Consider the following 16116-nt stretch of genomic DNA (forward strand, 5'->3'; position numbering starts at 1 on the left):
TTTCTGATTTTGAGGCCTTAAATGACAGAAATGATTGCGGCAACGGTGTTGCTGTTTTTAATTATGGATCCGCTGGGTAACCTGCCGATTTTCATGTCGGTGCTGAAACACCTGGAACCGCGCCGTCGCCGGGCGGTGGTGATCCGCGAGTTGCTGATAGCCTTGGTATTGATGCTGATTTTCCTGTTCGCGGGCGAACATATTTTGGCGTTCCTCAACCTGCGCACCGAAACCGTGTCGATCTCCGGCGGGATAATCCTGTTCCTGATCGCCATCAAGATGATTTTCCCTTCGCAGGAGGGCAGCGGCAGCGATCTTTCCGCCGGAGAGGAGCCTTTCCTGGTGCCGCTTGCCATTCCGTTAGTGGCCGGGCCGTCGATTCTGGCAACCTTGATGTTACTTTCACACCAGTACCCCAACCAGATTTCGCATCTGGTCGTGGCCTTGCTGATTGCCTGGGGATTGTCGGCGGCGATCCTGCTGATGTCGAACGTATTCCTGCGGTTACTGGGTAGCAAAGGGGTGAGTGCACTGGAACGACTGATGGGGTTGATTCTGGTGATGCTGTCCACCCAGATGTTCCTGGACGGCGTTCGGGCCTATCTGAACCTTTAGCAGTCAGGGCGCAGCAGAGATTGCTGCGCCCCGCCGTTAAGACTTAAACCACCATCGCCAACAGCAGGCAGCCAATCAGGCCACAGACTGAAATGATGGTTTCCAACACGGACCAGGACCTGATGGTTTCCATAATGGTCAGGTTGAAATACTCCTTGAACAGCCAGAAGCCTGGATCGTTTACGTGAGAGAAAATCACGCTGCCCGAACCAACGGCGATAACCATCAGCTCCGGGCTAGCCCCGGTGGTAGCAATCAGCGGAGCCACAATGCCCCCGGCGGTGATTGCCGCTACGGTCGCGGAACCCAGTGCAATACGCAGCACTGCGGCAATTGACCAGGCCATCAGGATCGGTGACACATTGCTGCCATGCATGATACCAGCAATGTATTGCTCAATGCCGCTGTCCACCAGCACCTGTTTGAACGCCCCGCCACCGCCGATAATTAACAGCATCATGGCAATGATTTTGATGGAGTCGCTGACGGTACCCATCACTTCGTCCATGGTGCGGCCACGGTTCAGGCCGAAGGTAAAGATGGCGATCAGCACCGCGATCAGCGTTGCCATTACCGGGTCACCAAAGAACTCGGCGTAAGCCAAGATCGGGTGGCCTTTTGGCAACACCATTTCCGCCACGGCACGCAACGCCATCAGGATCACCGGCACCAGTGCAGTCGCTACGCTGACGCCAAACCCAGGCATTTCTTCTTCGGTAAAGGTTTTTGGGTTATATAGACCGACTGGAACCGGCTTATCGATACCTTTCAGGAAGCGGGCATACACCGGGCCTGCCAGGATCACGGTTGGGATTGCCAGCAAGGTGCCATACAACAGGGTTTTACCCATGTCCGCATGGAAAATGGTAGCAATGGCTGTTGGGCCTGGGTGTGGCGGCAGGAAACCGTGGGTAACGGACAGCGCCGCAGCCATCGGCACGCCGACATACAGCAGCGGGATACGTGCAGAGGCAGCAATGGTAAACACCAAAGGCAGCAACAGCACGAAGCCCACTTCGTAGAACAGAGCAAAACCGACGGTAAAACCGGTCAGCACGATGGCCCATTGGATATGCTGTTTACCGAACTTGTCGATCAGCGTGGTCGCAATCCGCTGCGCACCACCACAGTCCGCCAGCAGCTTACCGAGCATGGCACCAAAGCCCATGATCAGCGCCAGACCGCCCAGCGTTCCGCCCACGCCGGCCTTGATAGAACCAATCACTTTGTCTACCGGCATTCCCTGCATGATACCAACCGCCAGAGCGACCAGAATCAACGAGATAAAGCCGTTCAGCTTAAAGCGGATCATCAGCAGCAGTAGCATGGCTACGCCGATGGCAACAATCACTAGTGGCATAATTTTTCTCCAACCCTTTTATCACTTGGCCTCTTTACGCAACGGCAGCGAAAGAAGGTGCTTTGTTTTATTGTACGACCCTATCCTGGTGGTCTAAGTAGGCAGCTGAGTACAGTGGTAGCCAATGGATGCAGATTGCAGCCCGCCACGTGGCGACATGAAAACGCCGGGCATGTTCCCTGTTCTGTGCTGTGTGATGACAATCACATCTCCATTTGTTACCCGTATCATGATACCGGTAACATGATAAGATCCGGAACCAGGTAACCCAGCAAAATTCGCATTCTGAGATAGAGATCAAACTTATGGCGGGAAAAAGCATCATCCTGATGGGCGTCTCCGGCAGCGGCAAATCCACGATTGGCGCGGCGGTAGCACGGGAAATCAAGGCAAAATTTATCGATGGCGACGATCTGCATCCACGCGCCAATATCCAGAAGATGGCCAGCGGCCAGCCGCTGAATGACGAGGACCGCGCGCCCTGGCTGCAACGCCTCAACGACGCCGCGTACAGCCTTAATCACAAGAACGAGAGCGGGATTATTGTCTGCTCGGCACTAAAGCGCCGCTATCGCGATCTGCTACGCAAAGACAATGACAATATGGTGTTTATCTATCTAAAAGGCAGCTTCGAGACGATCCTGACCCGTCTGCAAGCCCGCTCTGGGCATTTTATGCCCACCGAGCTGCTAAAAAGTCAGTTTGAGGCATTAGAAGAGCCAGGGGCTGACGAAAAAGATGTGATTTGCGTGGATATCGATACCGACGTTGAAGGCGTAGTTGGCCGCTGTGTTGCAGCGCTAAAGCAATAAGTTAACCGTGCTGGGCGCTGGCTGTTGCGCCCAGGTTCAGATGCTGCCACCGGGTGCCACGGTGAAGCCCACGTCCACCATACGTGGGGAAACAACCTCTCCACGCAGCCGTGCCAACAGGCGCTCAGCGGCGATCTGCCCCATATGCTCACGCGGCGTCAGCACACTCGCCAGCTTTGGTACCATCACCTGGCCGATATCGTGGCCGTGGAAACCGGCAATCGCCATATCCTGCGGGATAGATAACCCCTGGCGCTGGCACTCGAATGCCGCACCGATCGCCAAGTCATCGTTGGTACAAAAGATACTGTCAACCTGCGGATAATCTCGCTGCGCCTCGCGCAACATCTCACCACCGGCCGAATAGGAAGAAGAACGTGAGGTCATGATGCTGTAGGCTTCAAGACCAGACTCACGCATGGCCTGTTCGTAGCCCTGCTGTTTGATAATGGTGCGTTCATCCTGACGCGCGCCAAAGTACACCACATGACGATGGCCGCGAGCGATGATCTGCTGGGTCATTTGGCGGGCCGCTTCAAAGTTGTTGAACCCGACAGCCAGATCGATACAGGGTGACACACAGTCCATCAGCTCCACTACTGGAATGCCTGCAACTTCAATCATCTTCAGGGTACGTGGGGTATGGTGGCGTTCGGACAAGATCAATCCATCGATGTTATAAGAAAACAGCGACGTCAGACGCTCTTCCTCACGCTCCGGCAGATAGCCGTAGTGCGCCAGCATGGTTTGATAGTTGTGTGCATCGGTAACGCTTTCGATACCCCGCAACACTTCGGCAAATACCTGGTTGGTCAGCGACGGTAGCAACACGCCAATTGCCCGGCTGGTCGCATTGGAAAGGATATCCGGGGCACGATTGGGAATGTAGCCAAGTTCGTCCAGCGCTACCGCAATTTTTTGCTGTAAAGCGGCAGAAACCTGATCGGGATTGCGCAAATAGCGGCTCACCGTCATTTTGGTGACGCCAACCTGATCTGCAACATCTTGAAGCACCGGCCGTTTTTTCTTCATTATCACTGAACTGGCTAACCGTGAATGGGCGGCCATTTTAGCAAATAAAACGCCTTTCCGATATTGTTGGTTATCCGGCCAGCAGACACAAAAAAGGGCCCGGCATTGCACCAAGCCCTCGCCATTACTTTGTCATCACACCGGCGGCAGATCGAACAGTAAAATCTCGCTGTCTTCATCAGCATGGATAGACAGTGCTGTCTCATCCCAGATGGCAAACGCATCGCTAATACCTGCTTTGTGGCCATTGATAGAGACATTGCCATGCACCACCTGGATCCAAACGCGGCGTTCTGCCTGGATTGGATAAACCGATTGCTCGTCTTTCTTCAGCGCCCAGCGAGACAACGTCATATCCTGGAACACCTTCAGCGAACCTTCACGGGCGTCTGGCGACAGCACCAACTGGCGGCCCTGAGGCGCATCAAACATCCGTTGTTCATAACGTGGCTCCAGCCCAACCTGATCCGGAATAATCCAGATCTGGTAGAGATGCAATGGCCGATCGCTATTGGCATTGTACTCAGAGTGACGCACACCGGTCCCTGCACTCATGATCTGGAACTCACCGGCATTAATCTGTTCTTTGTTGCCCATGCTGTCCTGATGCTCCACCGTGCCGCTCAGCACGTAGGTCAGGATTTCCATGTCTTTATGGGGATGAGTACCGAACCCCTGGCCTGCATCAATCACGTCTTCGTTGATCACTCGCAGCGCCGAGAACCCCATAAAGTCGGGATCGTAATAGTCAGCAAATGAGAAAGTGTGCCAGCTGTCGAGCCAACCATGATTGGCATGACCGCGATCTTGTGCCTTACGTAAATAAATCATATTCAACTCTCCTCAACGTTTTCTACAGTCTAGACCTGACGGAGGAATATGAAAGCGCAAAAATCTCACCCCTCTGTTCAAAAAATTAGGTGGAGTTTGCCAGCACGTAGCAAAGGATGTGTGGGATGGTTTAGCCGCTGAATTTGGGCAAAAAAAAAGCCAGCACCCGAGCTGGCTAAGTAAACACTGGAAGCAATGTGAGCAATGTCGTGCCTTCAGCAAACAGTATCAAAGGTTGATACTCTCTCTGAACGCATGACAATAATAATCATTATCATTCGCACCTGTAAAGCGTTTTTTTGACCAATGGGAAATTATATTGACTCAGGGGAGTAAACGGATAATTTGGGAGGTTATTCAAACGGTAAACGCCAAAGAGAGGAAAGAATGAGCGAGATTGTAGTTCGTCACGTGGAAAGTAACGATGCTGAAGCCTTGCACCAGCTATATTCCCACCCGGCCGTTTACCGTGACACGCTACAACTACCGCTACCGTCAAAAGCCATGTGGCAGCAACGTATTGCTAACGTGCAACCCGGAACCTACAACATGGTGGCCTGCATTGACGATCGCGTGGTGGGGCAGCTGTTCGTGGAACTCAATCAGCGGGTGCGCCGCCGCCATGTGGCCACTATTGGCATCAGCGTGGATGCCGGTTACCACGGCAAAGGCGTTGGCAGCGCGCTGATGCAGGCGATGATCGATATCTGCGACAACTGGGCCGGTATTGAGCGCATTGAGCTCACGGTATTCACCGACAATCAGGGTGCCATTGCGCTGTATCGTAAGTTCGGTTTTGAGATTGAAGGCACCAGCCGCCGCTTTGCCATGCGCGATGGCGAGTTGGTGGATGCTTATCATATGGCTCGGTTTAAAACCCCGTAATCAGAACTGCTTTGTAGGTGGGGCGCTAATACCAACGCCCCACCAGTTAGACTCAGCAAACCAACAACTAACTTAAAGCCCGGTCGTTTCGCGAATATAGCGGCGTGCTTTCACAGCGTATTCAAAAGGATTGGCCAGCGCCGGATCCTGCTCGGCCTCCACCACCATCCATCCCTTATAGCCACGCTCATCCAACAGCTTGAATATCGGCCGGAAATCGATCACGCCATCCCCCGGCACGGTGAAGGTGCCTTTTTTCACCCCGTCCAGGAAGCTCAGGCGCTTGGCCTTAACCTCTGCCACCACCTCGTCACGCACGTCTTTCAAGTGCACATGGTTGATGCGCGGCAGGTATTTCTCCAGGATTGCCAACATTGCCTGTTGGCTGCCTTCGGAGTAATAGGCATGCCCGGTATCAAACAGCAGGTAAACATCGTCGTTCACCATACTCATATAGCGGTCTATCTCTTCGGTGGTCTGGATGCCCGTGCCCATATGATGGTGCAGGCAGACCTGCATCCCCTTTCCGGCGGCAATTTTCGCCAGCTCGTTATACCCCTGCGCCACCCGCTGCCACTCTTCATCGCTAAAATAGGGCTTCTCTTCAAATACCGCCTTGGTGGTGCCCTGAATGCTCTTGCTCTGCTCGGAGCAGCCAATCACTTTGGCCCCCATTGCATGCAGGAAATTCATGTGGTTAATAAACTCATCGATAGTCTTTTCCTTCAGCCCATCGGCAAAAAACGTGCTGAACCAGGCATTACAGATCTGGATCCCGCGGATATCCAGCATCGGCTTCAGCACCTTGGGATCGCGCGGGTATTTGCTGCCCACTTCGCTGCCGGTGAACCCGGCCAGCGCCATTTCGCTGACGCACTGCTGGAACGTGTTCTCGTCCCCTAACTCAGGCATATCGTCATTCGTCCAACCAATCGGGGCGATTGCCAGCTTTACGTGGTCTTTGTTCATTTTCAGCCTCAGTCATGTTGGCACTTACCGGCTATCTTTCCCACCGGCTTGGCCAAGAAAGTTATTTACCATAGAAGCCAGGACGGGCAGGCAAGGTCACTGGCACCACTTCACCACTGGTCTGCGCGGCGATACAGGCATCCGCCGCCACCGCAGCGGCAAAGCCATCCCAAGCAGAAGGCCCGGTGAGCTTGCCGGCCTGAACGTCATTGATAAAGGCTTGCAGTTCAACATCATAGGCACCGATAAAGCGGTCTTTCCAGTCGACCAGGATCTCGGTGGACAGTTTGGCACCGCTGCGCATTTGCACCGCGGAAGGCTCTGGTAGCTTGGCAATGCCGGTTTCCCCCACCACCTCACACTGAATGTCGTAGCCGTATTGGCAGTTAACAAAGATTTCGACGTCAATACGGGTGCCCTTGGCCGTTTCCATCAGCACAATCTGCGGGTCTCTCAAATGCGGCAGGGCTTTGCTGCTCTTGCGTGGGAACACCACCTGCACCGAGACGTAATCATCGTCCAGCAGCCAACGCAGCACGTCTAACTCGTGAATGAGCGTATCGGTAATGGCCATATCCGTGGTGTAGGCTTCACCGACCCTTGGATTACGGTGGGCACAATGCAGCATCAGCGGTTCGCCGATCTGGCCGCTGGTTAGTACCTGTTTCAGCGCCCGGTAGCCCTGATCGTAAGGGCGCATAAAGCCCACCTGTACCAGGCGTTTGCCATGCCTGGCTTCGGCATCCACGATGTTTTTGCAACCCTGTGCCGTGACCGCCAGCGGTTTCTCGCAAAACACGGGTTTACCCACAGCAATGGCGGCCAGCACAAACTCTTCATGGCTCGGCCCCCATGATGTAACCAGCACCGCCTGGACGTCTGAGGAGTTGATCAGATCGTGGGCATTGTCATAAACCTTGGCGTCCAGTTTCAGTTCGCTGACCACCTTGGCCGCACTGTCTCGATTGATGTCATTCACCGCAACCACGCGGCTGCCCTGCAACACCTGGCTGCAACGGCGGATATGATCCCTACCAATAGCACCGGTACCAATAACCCCAATGTTCAATGTCATTTTCGTTATCCTCGTGGACTGTAAACGGCAGACGCAAGGTCTGAAGTCGAGCTGATTATTTATGTCGGCGCGGCATGCTCCACCGCACCTACGATTGCCAAGGCATTGCGTTATCAGTAGTCGCGGGCTTTATCGATGTTCTCTTGCAGCCTGCGGGCGACGGCAATAATTTTTTCACTTTCAGCCACCTGGGCCCCCCCCACGCGCCACCAACTGAGATAGTTGTGGACCATGGTTTTTGGCAGCACTTTGATATCGATCAGGGTGGAAACCTGTTGCTTACGGGCATCTGCCAGCGCATCGATCAGCTGTTGTTCTGTAGTAATGCTGTAGGTTTTGCAACCATAGGCCGCCGCCAACATGGCAAAGTTAACCGGAACGAGCTTGCCATCCAGTTTGTTGCCTTGCGGATTACGGAAGCGGAACTCGGTGGTGTAGCTCCCCATGCCGTGCCCTATCTGCAGGTTGTTGATACAGCCGTTGGTCATGTTGTCGAACAGCACCACGTTGATTTTGCAGCCTTCCTGGATCGAGGTGACCAGCTCAGAATGCAGCATCATGAACGCCCCATCCCCCACCATGGCGTAAACTTCGCGCTGCGGCTCCGCAAGCTTGACGCCTAACGCGGCGTTAACCTCATAGCCCATACAGGAGTAGCCGTATTCCACGTGATAGCCGTGCTCACCCCGGTTTTGCCACACTCGCTGCAAATCGCCCGGCAAACTGCCAGCGGCGGCAACGATGACGCTGTCCTGCGGTAAATGCTCATTCAGCACCCCCAGCACTCGGCTTTGGGTTAATACGGAGCCGGTTTTTTCGATAAACTCGGCAAACACCTGTTCACGATCGAGGCTGTCGTCGACTTCCGGCACAAAGCCTTCGCCGGTATAGGTCACTTGATAGACACGCTCGGTCTCTTTCTGCTGTTCGCCAAGCGCCTTGCTGATAGTGTCTTGCCAATCAGCACGATAATCCGCCTGAGCCAACAGCGGGCTGAGAGAGGCCAGAGCCGCACGGGCATCTGCCAAGACTTGCAGACCGTCCAGCTTTCCAGCATCAAACGCGCTGACGTTGATGTTAAGGAATTCCACTTCCGGATTTTGGAATAGCCATTTGGACGAGGTGGTGAAATCGCTGTAACGGGTGCCGATGCCGATCACCAGGTCTGCCTGCTTCGCCAGCGTGTTGGCCGCCAGACAGCCGGTTTCACCGATGCCCCCCACGTTATAAGGATGAGCGGAAAGCACCGTACCTTTACCAGCCTGAGTTTCGGCAAACGGAATATGGAAGCGTTCAGCAAACTGCTGCAACGCCTGCCCAGCCTGCGAATACTTCACCCCGCCACCGCAGATTATCAACGGCTTGCATTTACCCACCACCAACGCCAAAGCCTCTGCCAGAGATTCTTGGCTGGCCGGACGGCGCTCAAGGCGATGCAGCCGTTTGTGGAAGAAATAGTCTGGGTAATCGTAGGCTTCGCCCTGAACGTCCTGCGGCAGGCAAAGCGTGACGGCACCAGTTTCTACCGGATCGGTCAGCACGCGCATGGCATTAATGCAGGCGCTCATCAGCTGTTCCGGGCGCACAATGCGATCCCAATATTTACTGACAGCGCGAAATGCGTCGTTGGTACTGATGCTTAAATCGTAGGATTGTTCGATCTGTTGCAATACCGGATCGGGCTGGCGAGAGGCGTACACATCGCCCGGTAGCAGCAGTAAAGGAATGCGGTTAGCCGTGGCAGTGGCCGCAGCGGTAATCATATTGGCTGCGCCGGGGCCGATGGAAGAAGTGCAAGCGTAGATCTGCTGGCGCAGCTTCTGCTTGGCAAACCCGGTAGCGGCATGCGCCATTCCCTGTTCATTGCGCCCCTGATGCACCAGCAGATCGCCACAGTCTTGCTCCAGAGCCTGCCCCAGGCCGAGTACGTTACCGTGGCCGAAAATGGCGAAGATACCCTTGACGAATTTGGTTTCGACACCGTCTACCAGCAGGTACTGGTTGTCGAGAAATCTGACCAACGCCTGTGCCATGGTCAACTTGATCTTACCCATTTTACTCACCCTTTCATTTGGCGTTATCCCGAGCCTGCTGCAGATGGTGGTGTGCGAGCAGACAGGTGTAGCCGGTGGCGTAGCGCTGACTTCGTTACACAAAAGCAGTGATAATCTTGTCTGGGTTGTTACACACTGCTCATGCAATAAGCGGTTTGAAACGTGCATTGATTATAAACAAATATATTTTTCATAAAATATCAATACAGAAAAAACATTTCATTTTGCGATAAAGATCGCATATTAAAAAAACCACCCAAGCTTAAGTTATTTATATAATTCAATTGATTAAGTATAAATTCATCATCACTCTCTTTCGATCGATGCGCCCACTCGCCGATCGAACCAGCAACCATCAAGATGGCGCTCGCTTGTGCAGGAAATTTCCGCAATGTACTGTTATATCAATAATAATATGCCAGATCGGCAGGCCGTCCGTTATAGGCTGCTTTTAAATGCATCACGTTTACGGGGTGTAAATTTCATTTAGTATTGAAATTGAAATTTTTATTCCTCATACTTCGAACCATGCTTCCTACTTAGCTCCTTTACCGGGTCGCAATCGGTTTTGCTTAATGACAGAAGGAAACGGGTATGGCCACACAACAAAAGCAGCTTGATGTCATTTGCCTCGGGCGCATCGCTGTCGATTTCTATGCTCAACAAATCGGCGCACGCCTGGAAGATGCCAGCTCATTCGCCAAATATCTTGGCGGCTCCTCCGGCAACGTGGCCTATGGCACCGCGATCCAAGGGTTAAAATCCGGCATGCTGGCTCGCGTAGGGGATGAGCACATGGGGCGCTTTCTGCGTGAAGAACTCCAGCGCGTCGGCGCGGACACGCAGAGTCTGATCACCGATAAGCAGCGCCTGACTGGCCTGGTGATCCTGGGCATCAAGGATCAGGAAACCTTCCCACTGATTTTCTACCGCGAAAACTGTGCCGACATGGCGCTGACACCCGAGGATATCGATGAAAACTACATCGCATCATCACGGGCCCTGGCGATCACCGGCACCCACCTTTCCCATCCCAAAACGCGCGCAGCGGTACTTCAAGCGTTGGAATACGCCCACCGCCACGGGCTGCGTACCGCGTTGGATATCGATTATCGGCCAGTGCTGTGGGGGTTGACCTCGTTAGGCGATGGCGAGACCCGCTTTATCGAATCGGAAAAGGTGACCCGCGAGTTGCAGGAAGTTCTGCACCATTTCAATCTCATCGTGGGGACTGAAGAAGAGTTCCATATCGCTGGCGGCAGCACCGATACGCTGGTCGCGCTGCAAAACGTCCGTAAGGTCACCCAGGCCACGTTGGTGTGCAAGCGAGGGGCGCAGGGGTGCTCGGTATTTGAAGGGGATATCCCCACAGATTGGCAGCAAGTCAAACTGCATTCTGGCGTTCGCGTTGACGTTTTGAACGTGCTCGGCGCGGGTGATGCCTTTATGTCTGGCCTGCTACGTGGCTATCTTAATGATGAGGGTTGGGATCAGGCTTGCCGTTACGCCAATGCCTGCGGTGCGCTGGTAGTGTCACGCCACGGCTGCGCCCCCGCGATGCCGACCAAGCTGGAGCTGGACGATTACCTGCAACGCGAACAAGAGGTGAAACGCCCGGATCTGGATGCCCGTCTGAACCATTTACACCGCGTTACCACACGTAAACAGCAGTGGCCGGAACTGTGCGTATTTGCCTTTGATCATCGCAAGCAGTTGGCAGAAATGGCGCGAGAGGCAGGAGTGAGTACAGAGCGGATCCCACAGTTAAAAACGTTATTGTTGGCCGCTGCACAGGCTGCAGCTGCCGAAGCGGGGTTACACGGCAACAGCGGTATTCTGGCAGATACTACCTACGGCCAGGCGGCGTTGAATGCCATTACTGGCCAAGGCTGGTGGATTGGCCGCCCGGTGGAGTTGCCGAGCTCCCGCCCTTTGCGGTTGGAGCACGGCAACATTGGCTCGCAGCTGATCGACTGGCCCCAAGAGCACGTGGTCAAATGCCTGGTATTTTATCATCCACAGGATGCCGAAACGCTGCGCCGTGAGCAGGATGAGCTGATCGTTGACGTGTATCGTGGCTGCTGCAAATCGGGCCATGAGCTGTTGCTGGAAGTCATTTTGCCAGAAGGTCATGCCGACAAAGACGAGCGCAACTATCTGCAGGTGATGGAACATTTCTACCGGTTGGGCGTTCTGCCAGACTGGTGGAAATTGCCGCCGCTGAGTGCCGCCAACTGGCAAAAAGTGGGGGAATTGATTGAAACTCACGACCCATTCTGCCGCGGGGTGCTGATCCTCGGGCTAGACTCCCCACAGGAAACGCTGAAAGCCGGGTTCGCCGCAGCCGCAGATGCCCACTGGGTAAAAGGTTTCGCGGTTGGCCGCACCATTTTTGGCACTTCTTCACGCCTTTGGCTACAAGGTGAGATCGATGACCTCGGGCTGGTCGAACAGGTGAAACAGAAATACCTGACGCTGATCGGTTTCTGGCGGCAATATCGCCCGCAGCCTGCGAGTAAAACCAGCCGGAGTTAAGCTGGCGTTGTTAATGAACCTGCCCCTTAAAGTGATTTTCGCTGCTTTAAGGGGATTTTTTTGCCCATTTTCTGTGAAGTAACGCAACTGGCGACGAAATAAATCGCTTTTTGTAGAAATGAAATGTCCACTCCATCTGTTAGAATAACCGGACAATATCTTCAGCGTATACCCAATACGCCTCAGCCAATACTGCGAGCCGAATGGATGACTAACCCAACTCAACTTTCGCTGTTACAGGACGAGATCCGCCGCCGTTATGAAACGCTGAGCAAGCGCTTGAAACAGGTAGCACGATACATTCTGGATAACAGTAACAGCATTGCTTTCGATACCGTTGCCTCCATCGCCGCACAGGCCAGCGTGCCGCCATCTACCCTGATCCGTTTCGCCAATGCCTTTGGCTTTAGCGGCTTCAACGAAATGAAGCAGGTTTTCCGCCAGCATCTGATGGAAGAAACGGTGAACTATACCGAGCGCGCACGCCTGTTCCGCCAAACCTCTACCGACGACAGCGTTGCCCCGGAAAAGCCGGCAGAAATCCTTAACGTGTTTACGATGGTCAACTCGCAGGCGCTACAACAGTTGGCGATGCAAACCAGTGCCGAGCAGTTGGATCGGGCGGTAGAGCTGCTGAATAGCGCGGAAAATATCTATGTGATCGGCCTGCGCCGCTCGTTCAGCGTAGCTTCATATCTCACCTATGCCCTGCGCCACCTGGAAAGGCGCGCCTTCCTGATCGACGGGTTAGGCGGGATGTTTACCGAACAGCTCAGCATGGTGAAGCCCAAGGACGTGGTGATCGCCATAAGCTATTCGCCTTATGCCAAAGAAGCGGTAGAACTGGTGGAGTTGGGTGCCAAGCAGGGCGCACAGCTGATCGCCATTACCGACAGCCAGGTCAGCCCGCTTGCCGCCTTCAGCGATGTCTGTTTTGTAGTGCGCGAAGCGCAGGTAGATGGTTTCCGCTCGCAGGTGGCCTCCATGTGTCTGGCACAGACGCTGGCGGTATCATTGGCACTGAATAACGCCAAAGAGCTGTAATATTCGAAAAGGGCCGCAGTGTGCGGCGGCCCCTACCTTGTCAGTATCAATAGCTCTCGCTGTTGATCCAGGCGTGATCTTTTTCCCAGGTGAACTTCCACAGGCGTACCGGCCCCGCCATCACATTGAGATAGTAATTGTCATATCCGGCCAGGGTTGCCACCGGATGGTAACCGCGCGGCACTTTCACCACATCGCGGTTATAGACCGGCATACACTCATCCAGCGAACGATCGTCGGTATAGACACGTTGCAGGCAGAACCCTTGTTCAGGGTTAAGACGGTGGTAATAGGTTTCTTCCAGGTAGGTTTCGTCCGGCGAGTTTTCCTGGTCGTGCTTATGGCTTGGGTAGGAGCTGGTATTGCCTTCGTCGGTATAAACCTCAACCACCAGCAGGCTGTCAGCCGGTTGGCTATCAGGCAGAATATTGTGTACCAGCCGTTGGTTACGGCCTTTACCCCGGCGCTCCACGCCGACGTCTGCCGGGGTGATCAAGCGTGAAGGCAGATGTCCGTTACCCGGTGCGCTGCATACCGCCAATTCCAGATCGGTTTCTGCCCGGACTTCAGCATGGTCGTGATGCGGTACATAAACGGAGTAAGGTGGAGTGCGCTCAAACGGGCTCATCCGCTTACCAATGTGTGGATACTCCGCTCGTTGCGTTACCACAGAGGCAATTCCCGCCACCAGCACCAGGCAAAGCTCCTTGTCGCCACTCTCCAACCGCAACGACTGCCCGGCCGCTAACCGATAGACCTCAAACCCGACAAAACGCCAGCCGGCATTTTCCGGGGTGACGGACTGAATACGCCCCTGCGCATCCGGTTGCTGACATTTCGCAAGTAATGATGACATGACAATGCTCCTTAAATCCCGTGCTTGTGAGTGTGGCTGCAATGCATTGATACCAGCGACAACGGCCGCTATCCCGATGGAATAACGGCCTCGGCATACCTGGCTGCGGTTTAGCCCAGCGTTGGCATACTGTATTCGGATACCGTTTGCTGGCCGGTTGGCCAACGTGCGGTGGCCGTCTTCATGCGGGTATAGAATCGCACGCCGTCAGTGCCATGTACGTTAAGCGCACCGAATACTGAACGTTTCCAGCCGCCAAAGCTGTGGAAAGCCATCGGCACCGGTACCGGCACGTTAACCCCCACCATCCCCGCCTGAACCTCATGCACAAACTGGCGAGCATAGTGGCCGTTATTGGTGAAAATGGCGCTGCCGTTACCAAACTCGTGGCTGTTCACCGTATCGATGGCCGTTTGGTAATCGGCCACACGCACAATGCCCAACACCGGCCCAAAGATCTCTTCGCGATAGATGCGCATATCAGGTTGTACGTTGTCGAACAGGGTGCCGCCCACGTAGTAACCCTCTGGATAACCCGGCACCTGATAATCGCGGCCATCGACCACCAGCGTTGCGCCCTCTTTAACGCCAATATCAATGTACCCCAGCACTTTTTTCTGATGGGCGGATGAGACCAACGGCCCCATTTCATTTTCCTCGCCGCCTTGCTGCATGCCGGGGCCAACCCGCAGTTGGGCGATCAGCGGTTTGAGTTTGGCAATCAGTTTATCCGCGGTGCTATCACCAACCACGACGGCCACCGGCAGCGCCATGCAACGTTCACCGGCCGAGCCAAATGCCCCTCCCATCAGCGCATTGACCGTGGCATCCAGATCCGCATCCGGCATGACGATAGCCTGATTTTTGGCGGCCCCAAAGGCTTGTACACGCTTGCCATGCGCACTGGCGGTGGTGTAAATATGCTCTGCAACCGTAGATGAGCCAACGAAGCTCACCGCCTGAATGCGTGGATCGGTGCACAGCTGCGAGGCCTCTTCATTGCCACAATGCACGACGTTGAATACCCCATCCGGCAGACCCGCCTCTTTCAGCAGTTCTGCCAGGCGCACGGAGGCCGAAGGCACCAACGCCGGAGGCTTCAAGACGAAGGTATTACCACAGGCCAGCGCGATAGGGAACATCCACATCGGCACCATAGCCGGGAAGTTAAACGGCGTGATCCCGGCCACAACACCCAGTGGCTGCATCAACGAGAAACTGTCCACGCCGGTGCCGACATCCGGTGAGTATTCCCCTTTGATCAGGTGCGGAATACCGCAGGCAAACTCCACCACCTCCATGCCACGGGTCAACTCCCCCAGCGCATCGGAATAGACTTTGCCATGTTCACTGACGATCAGTTGCGCCAACTCTTCGCGGTGCTGCTCTAGCAATGCTTTGAAATTGAACATGATACGCGCCCGGCGCAGCGGCGTGGTACGCGCCCAGTCGGTAAATGCCTGATGGGCGACATCAATAGCCTGTTTCACCTCGGCGGCGGTGCTCTGCGTCACCCGGCGTTCAACCTGGCCACTAGCCGGATTGTGCACGTCGACGGTTTGATTACTGCTGCTCAGGCAAACCTGCCCACCAATAAAGTTACCCACGGTTTTCATGTTTCACCCTCTTTTAAGTCCGCTATCGCCACGACCTGAAGCATTGCCGCATACCGTGACGTTCATCGTGCCGTCTGCAAGAGTACGGCCCACAGGCAGATTAAATCCTGACCAGATGAATCAAACTCTATTCTATTGAAAAAAAAGTTTCAAATAAAAGTTTTTAGAAAATTTGTTTTTAGTGCCGCCGATCGCAAATTTGCCATTCCCGTAGGCAGAGCGGGTGGTGGCAAACGATGCTATCCGCGATCCGCCAGCTGCGTGGCCTTACACAGTAATCTCTATTTTTTAAACAGATACACTTGCCCGCCTGGAGGAGTCAATTTTCCAATCTGCTATGCAAATCGGGCAGAACATTTGCCCTATTTATGCTCAATTTTTTGAACTGGATCTAAAAATCAATATTTCATTATTCACTAAATATGAAATAAA

General features: G+C 54.2%; 13 protein-coding genes. 5 read left to right on the plus strand and 8 right to left on the minus strand.

All coding sequences use genetic code 11. From position 1 onward, the window contains the following. The first annotated feature begins 21 nt into the window (after positions 1-21). Positions 22-615, plus strand: coding sequence for a YhgN family NAAT transporter (locus tag KGP26_RS26720; protein ID WP_021181749.1), 594 nt, complete (start codon positions 22-24; stop codon positions 613-615). A 43-nt stretch (positions 616-658) separates the two neighbouring features. Here KGP26_RS26720 and gntT read toward each other — a convergent pair whose 3' ends face one another. Further along, on the minus strand, positions 659-1975 hold the full coding sequence (gntT, locus tag KGP26_RS26725; RefSeq protein WP_021807428.1) for a gluconate transporter: 1317 nt from the start codon (positions 1973-1975) through the stop codon (positions 659-661). Positions 1976-2280: 305 nt separating this feature from the next. Here gntT and KGP26_RS26730 point away from each other — a divergent pair, with 305 nt between their 5' ends. Next, complete coding sequence (locus KGP26_RS26730; RefSeq protein WP_094982405.1) at positions 2281-2787, plus strand: gluconokinase; 507 nt, start codon at positions 2281-2283, stop codon at positions 2785-2787. 36 nt (positions 2788-2823) lie between these two features. Here the strand turns inward: KGP26_RS26730 and gntR are convergent, their stop codons facing one another. Beyond that, positions 2824-3819, minus strand: coding sequence for a gluconate operon transcriptional repressor GntR (gene gntR, locus KGP26_RS26735; RefSeq protein WP_071681484.1), 996 nt, complete (start codon positions 3817-3819; stop codon positions 2824-2826). A 135-nt stretch (positions 3820-3954) separates the two neighbouring features. Beyond that, the gene (locus tag KGP26_RS26740; protein WP_021807425.1) at positions 3955-4650 is read right to left on the minus strand and encodes a pirin family protein; all 696 of its coding nucleotides are present in this window, start codon (positions 4648-4650) and stop codon (positions 3955-3957) included. Between the two features lie 387 nt (positions 4651-5037). Here KGP26_RS26740 and KGP26_RS26745 point away from each other — a divergent pair, with 387 nt between their 5' ends. Next, positions 5038-5535, plus strand: coding sequence for a GNAT family N-acetyltransferase (locus KGP26_RS26745; RefSeq protein ID WP_021807423.1), 498 nt, complete (start codon positions 5038-5040; stop codon positions 5533-5535). A 72-nt stretch (positions 5536-5607) separates the two neighbouring features. Here the strand turns inward: KGP26_RS26745 and iolE are convergent, their stop codons facing one another. The 3 genes from iolE to iolD form a co-directional block, all read right to left on the minus strand. Continuing rightward, positions 5608-6504, minus strand: a complete 897-nt coding sequence (gene iolE / locus KGP26_RS26750; RefSeq protein WP_223664782.1) for a myo-inosose-2 dehydratase — start codon at positions 6502-6504, stop codon at positions 5608-5610. Between the two features lie 61 nt (positions 6505-6565). Further along, entirely contained in the window at positions 6566-7579 is a 1014-nt protein-coding gene (locus KGP26_RS26755) for a Gfo/Idh/MocA family protein (protein WP_021807421.1), read from the minus strand. A gap of 113 nt (positions 7580-7692) precedes the next feature. Next, positions 7693-9633, minus strand: a complete 1941-nt coding sequence (iolD, locus tag KGP26_RS26760; protein ID WP_223664783.1) for a 3D-(3,5/4)-trihydroxycyclohexane-1,2-dione acylhydrolase (decyclizing) — start codon at positions 9631-9633, stop codon at positions 7693-7695. A 594-nt stretch (positions 9634-10227) separates the two neighbouring features. On the opposite strand from iolD, the gene iolC reads away from it, so the two are divergent. Continuing rightward, positions 10228-12168 carry a 5-dehydro-2-deoxygluconokinase gene (gene iolC, locus KGP26_RS26765; RefSeq protein ID WP_094982408.1) on the plus strand — a complete coding sequence of 647 codons (1941 nt, stop codon included), beginning with the start codon at positions 10228-10230 and terminating at the stop codon, positions 12166-12168. Between the two features lie 207 nt (positions 12169-12375). Further along, positions 12376-13212 (plus strand): MurR/RpiR family transcriptional regulator, encoded by an 837-nt coding sequence (locus KGP26_RS26770; RefSeq protein ID WP_021807418.1) that lies wholly within the window; start codon positions 12376-12378, stop codon positions 13210-13212. 46 nt (positions 13213-13258) lie between these two features. Here KGP26_RS26770 and iolB read toward each other — a convergent pair whose 3' ends face one another. Together iolB and KGP26_RS26780 are read right to left on the minus strand one after the other, a co-directional pair. Then, positions 13259-14068: a 5-deoxy-glucuronate isomerase gene (iolB, locus tag KGP26_RS26775; protein ID WP_021807417.1), complete on the minus strand. Its 810-nt coding sequence runs from the start codon at positions 14066-14068 to the stop codon at positions 13259-13261. A 110-nt stretch (positions 14069-14178) separates the two neighbouring features. Further along, positions 14179-15684, minus strand: coding sequence for a CoA-acylating methylmalonate-semialdehyde dehydrogenase (locus KGP26_RS26780; RefSeq protein ID WP_024482786.1), 1506 nt, complete (start codon positions 15682-15684; stop codon positions 14179-14181). Between the last annotated feature and the right edge of the window lie 432 nt (positions 15685-16116).

The sequence above is a fragment of the Serratia sp. JSRIV002 genome (assembly GCF_019968725.1).
Lineage (GTDB): Bacteria > Pseudomonadota > Gammaproteobacteria > Enterobacterales > Enterobacteriaceae > Chania > Chania fonticola_B.